This is a genomic window from Desulfofundulus sp., from assembly GCF_049701015.1.
In the GTDB taxonomy this organism is placed as follows: Bacteria; Bacillota; Desulfotomaculia; order Desulfotomaculales; family Desulfovirgulaceae; genus Desulfofundulus.
This window is the reverse complement of sequence record NZ_JBNATZ010000216.1, coordinates 1-4,253: the sequence shown is the minus strand read 5'-3', so window position 1 is coordinate 4,253 and position 4,253 is coordinate 1. Positions and strand designations below refer to the sequence as shown.

Annotated in this window: 3 protein-coding genes and 1 CRISPR repeat array; all 3 genes read right to left on the bottom strand. The window is 58.1% G+C overall.

Going from position 1 to position 4,253, the window contains the following annotated elements; translation table 11 throughout:
- Window positions 1-9: 9 nt before the first annotated feature.
- A CRISPR array of direct repeats spans window positions 10-631; the repeat unit is 29 nt; unit sequence TTTCAATCCCTCGAAGGTAGCAACTAAAC.
- A gap of 103 nt (window positions 632-734) precedes the next feature.
- From ACPLUI_RS11755 to ACPLUI_RS11745, 3 genes are read right to left on the bottom strand one after another with little or no spacing between them, the layout of a single operon-like run.
- Entirely contained in the window at window positions 735-3,488 is a 2,754-nt protein-coding gene (locus tag ACPLUI_RS11755) for an AAA family ATPase (RefSeq protein ID WP_424660450.1), read from the bottom strand.
- A 14-nt stretch (window positions 3,489-3,502) separates the two neighbouring features.
- Window positions 3,503-3,808 carry a DIP1984 family protein gene (locus tag ACPLUI_RS11750; protein WP_424660449.1) on the bottom strand — a complete coding sequence of 102 codons (306 nt, stop codon included), beginning with the start codon at window positions 3,806-3,808 and terminating at the stop codon, window positions 3,503-3,505.
- On the bottom strand, window positions 3,805-4,017 hold the full coding sequence (locus tag ACPLUI_RS11745; protein WP_424660448.1) for a hypothetical protein: 213 nt from the start codon (window positions 4,015-4,017) through the stop codon (window positions 3,805-3,807). The genes ACPLUI_RS11750 and ACPLUI_RS11745 overlap by 4 nt, the downstream gene beginning before the upstream one ends.
- Window positions 4,018-4,253 lie beyond the last annotated feature (236 nt).

Here is a 4,253-nt window from a genome sequence, read left to right as displayed (position 1 = left end):
GACTACGTGTTTCAATCCCTCGAAGGTAGCAACTAAACTATGCTCTGATCAGTTCCAAGACACTGTTCCAGTCTGTTTCAATCCCTCGAAGGTAGCAACTAAACTAAGCTAATTGGTATTTCACCAAACGGCGAGAACTTATTTCAATCCCTCGAAGGTAGCAACTAAACCCTTTTCCTTCACCAGCTCGGCGTGGTGCCTGGCCAGGTTTCAATCCCTCGAAGGTAGCAACTAAACACGCCTACAGGACCGCCGTGGACGCCAGTAACACTGTTTCAATCCCTCGAAGGTAGCAACTAAACTGGTCCGACCTGGAACGCTTATCATAAAGGAGAGTGTTTCAATCCCTCGAAGGTAGCAACTAAACAACCGTCCCGCACAACCCCCTAATTTTTCAATACCAAGTTTCAATCCCTCGAAGGTAGCAACTAAACGCTTTGAGGTTGGTGGAGTGATATGGAACTTACGAGTTTCAATCCCTCGAAGGTAGCAACTAAACACTGACACTTCCTTCTTCTTTGTACCCCTGGCGCAAGTTTCAATCCCTCGAAGGTAGCAACTAAACCCTCCTACTCGTCCTGGCATTCTTCGATGTAGCGTTGTTTCAATCCCTCGAAGGTAGCAACTAAACCCGCCGACCACCCCACGTACCTCCAGCACTCACCTCTTACTGCAGACAAAAAAATGTCGTCGGCCCCCGGCAGCGCAAAAACCACCGGAAACCGACGACAGCCCTAGAACTCGTCGCTTTCGTAACCACCGCTGAAAAGCTCCCGCCGCGCCGCGTCAGCTAATATATTGACCAGCTCGCCCTTCACGCGCAGCCGGAACTTACTCAGCACCCGCACCGGAGGGACCTCTTCAAACTCGCCGGGCACTGTACTATCCTCGCCGTTCGCCGTCCCCGCGACTGCTGCGTACGGGGCCTTTTCAAACCCCGGCAGCGTCACAATGGTCACACTGCCGCCGGCCATGCACCTGGTTACGGCAGTATAAATAAGATCCCGCCGGTTCAGGGACGTCCCCAGCGCCAGCACGACGTGCAGCGCCTGGCCTCCCTGCGCCTTGTGCACCGTCATGCTGTACGCCCTCTCCAGGTAAAAGTCCATCTCTCTCGGGCGGTAGTATGCCTTCACGGACTTCCTGCCGCGCGTAAATACCACTTCCACGAACGTCTCGCCGTTCATGACCACCCTCCTCACGACGCCCGTCATCCCATTGTATATGTCCGGCCGCTCCTTTACCCGGATCCCGCGCAGCCAGCCGGGTACCCCGCTCGACGACCTCTGATAGTCGTTCCTCACGGCCACCACCGGGTCCCCCACGCAGAACCCGCATTCCGGTATTTTCTCCCCGGAGCCGAACGCGGCCTGCAGCGCAGCGTTCAGTTTGCTCGTCCCCGCGCTCCTGCTCCGCGTCGGCGCGAGCACCATCACGTGCTCCAGCGGGACCCCGCCCGAGACCAGCTCCCTCACCCTGTGCACGACCAGGCTTATTATCCCGTCCTCATTATCAGCGTAGAGGATGTCGAACACGCCCGGTTTCGTGTGCTCGGGCTTTATCTCCTGCCCGGAACGTATCCGCAGCGCGTTTGCTACCACGAGATCCCCGCTGCGGTGGTTCCTCTCCAGGTGCACGCGCGCTATGCCGCTGTACCCCTCGTCCCCAAGCCTGATCAGGCCCGGGAAAATCCCCCCGGGACCCACGGGCCCCAGCTGGCCCGGGTCGCCCGCAAACACAAACCTGTTCCTCAGATCGCAGCCGCGCTCGCACGCATGCGTCAGCTTGTCCAGCAGCACCGGCGTTATCATGGAGCTCTCGTCCACCACCACCAGCCCGGAAGTGCCGAACGTATCGGGAAAACTCCCGTGTGGCACTTCCACCGCCAGGTCGGACTCATCCGCGAAAAACCTGGAATACCGGTGCACGGTAGCCGCGTACTCTTCACTCACGGTACCTTCCGCCGCGCGGTAGGCCGCCAGCGCCGTGGGCGCCAGCACGTCCGGGACTTCCCCCCGCAGGTACGCCCAGGCGTTCACCAGCGCCTTCAGCGCCGCCGTCTTTCCGGAACCTGCATACCCGGTCAGGACAGTTATCTTGTTCTCCGCCACCGCGCGGGCCAGTGCCAGCTGTTCGGGGTCCAAAGAAATCCCTTCTACCGCCGCGAACCGCGCCATCTCCCTCTCCAGCAGGTCCCCGTCCACGTCCACGCCCGGCGTCACCACCGCACGGGCCGTCCGTTGCGCCGAGTGCAACTCGCAGAAAAATACCCCGCGCAGGTATACCGCGCACGGCTTCTTCTCTCTACCGTTCCCTTCCTTACCGTTTTTCCCCGCGAAACTGTTGATGTCAACCCCGAAGTCTTCCTTTAAAAGGACGCACATCTCTTTGCTGTCCAGACATATCCCGCCGAAGCGCGACGCAAACTGCCTGTCTTTCAGCATGTCTACTGCCTTTCGTATCTCTTCGCAAGTGAAACCGTGTTTGAGCATGCGAACCCAGAGGCTCGGGAACCCTTCCACCCCGCTCATCCAGACAAAACAGTGCCCCTGTCTGCACTGCTCCATAAGAAATGCCGTAATATATCCTGCCGCCTGGAGGACCCTGTCCTTAATTCCCAGGTGTGAAGCTATCGCGTCCGCCGCCATCAGCCCTTCTTTGAAGTTGAATACCTGGGCCAGTACCCAGGGCTTCTCCTTCACCAGATCGAAGACCGTCGTCCCGGACGCGGCGGCCCTCCGGCGCAGCGACCTGTACGCATGGACGGCCTTCGATGCGTCCAGCCCCGTCCGGGCAGCGTCGAACAGCTCCGCCAGCCGGTTGACATCGCCCCCACCTGCCACGCGCTCTACCAGCTCCCTGAACTTTTCAGCCAGCTCGTTCCCTACTTCATGAGCAAACCCTTCAAATAAAACGTCGTCTGCCAGCTTCTGCTTCGCATCGTACGGGTTCTTAACTCCCAGCACTCCCAGACACCGGTCGTACTCTTCTTTCGTAAAAGCCAGTCCGTAGAGCTCCGCTACCGCCGCAAGGTCTTCGTAGCCAGCCTGCACGCCGGCGTCCTTCAGGTCGCAGATAAACAGGACTGTCCCACCCCTCCGGACACCGATCTCACCCCTGGCGACTACAAGCGTGCTGATAACCCGCATGAACCACAACAGTTCAAAAGGACACGTGAACGTGAGGACCTGGTTGGCGTACCTGCCGCGCGTCACCAGGATCTTCCCCCACGCTTCGTCGCCCTTGCGCGAGCTGTTCAGCTTGCGCGGTGAGGAAATGATCTGTCCGAAAAAGACTTCTTCCACAAAAATCACCTCCATAGAACTCTTTAAAAAAACAAACCGGAGGTCGGTCACCCGACCCCCGGGACGATATACTGCCTGCAGTCCAGCAGGGGACTGCAGGGACGATATTCCCTCTCTCTCCCGCCCTCGCCGGGATTGCCGCCAGCGCCTGGTGGTACGCTTTGCCCGGTACCCAATACGCACGTGCCCTGTACTCTTTACGCCTTCCCAATTGAACCGGCCTCTCGGCAGACCGTAACGCGGCCCGGATTGCCCCCGGGTCCGGGGATGACGCCCAGCGTGCGGCCGTCCGGCAGCTTCGCCGCCATGTTGGTGCGGTTGATGGCCGCCGTCAGCTCTTCCAGCCGGTCGGCCAGACCCATAACCCGTTCCCCCAGTTCCGCCGGGTCTTCCGGCGGCCTGTCGCCTTCCTGCATCCGGGCACCCGCAACGGCCCGCACGCGCAGGACCTGGATCTCGTCCTTGATGCGCTTCCGTTCGAGCAGGGCTTCCGCCAGTTTCATTTTGTTTTCCCTCCTGGTACAGATTCGGCCAGCAGCGCACCGTTTACCACCATACCCGGCCTTAACCCGTACCTTTCCCTGATTTCTTCCGGAATACTGTCAAATTCGACAATTCTTCTATGCGATACTTTGTCATCAGGATAACCTATTACTCTGACATCCTTATTTTTGTGAAGTTGAATGTAGCGGCTAATTTCTTTTTCATCCATTTTTACTGCATCCTTTCTCTACCCGAATTTTTTGATACTGCATTCATCAACGCGCTGCAAATATTTTTTGTAAGGCACTTTAAAAGCCCTTCAGCCCAGGAATATCAAGGCTTCCAGGCATTACAAAAACATTACACACAGTTTCTGCCAGTCATCCAAAAAAGACCGCCCGGCCCTTGAAAATCAAGGGCTCCGGCGGCCGTGCCCGCATTACAAAAACCGCCGTACTAAGGCGG

Bases quoted from the DNA above. Each gene is read 5' to 3' on its own strand.
- ACPLUI_RS11750 (WP_424660449.1), bottom strand. From the start codon at position 3,808: ATGAAACTGGCGGAAGCCCTGCTCGAACGGAAGCGCATCAAGGACGAG.
- ACPLUI_RS11745 (WP_424660448.1), bottom strand. From the start codon at position 4,017: ATGGATGAAAAAGAAATTAGCCGCTACATTCAACTTCACAAAAATAAG.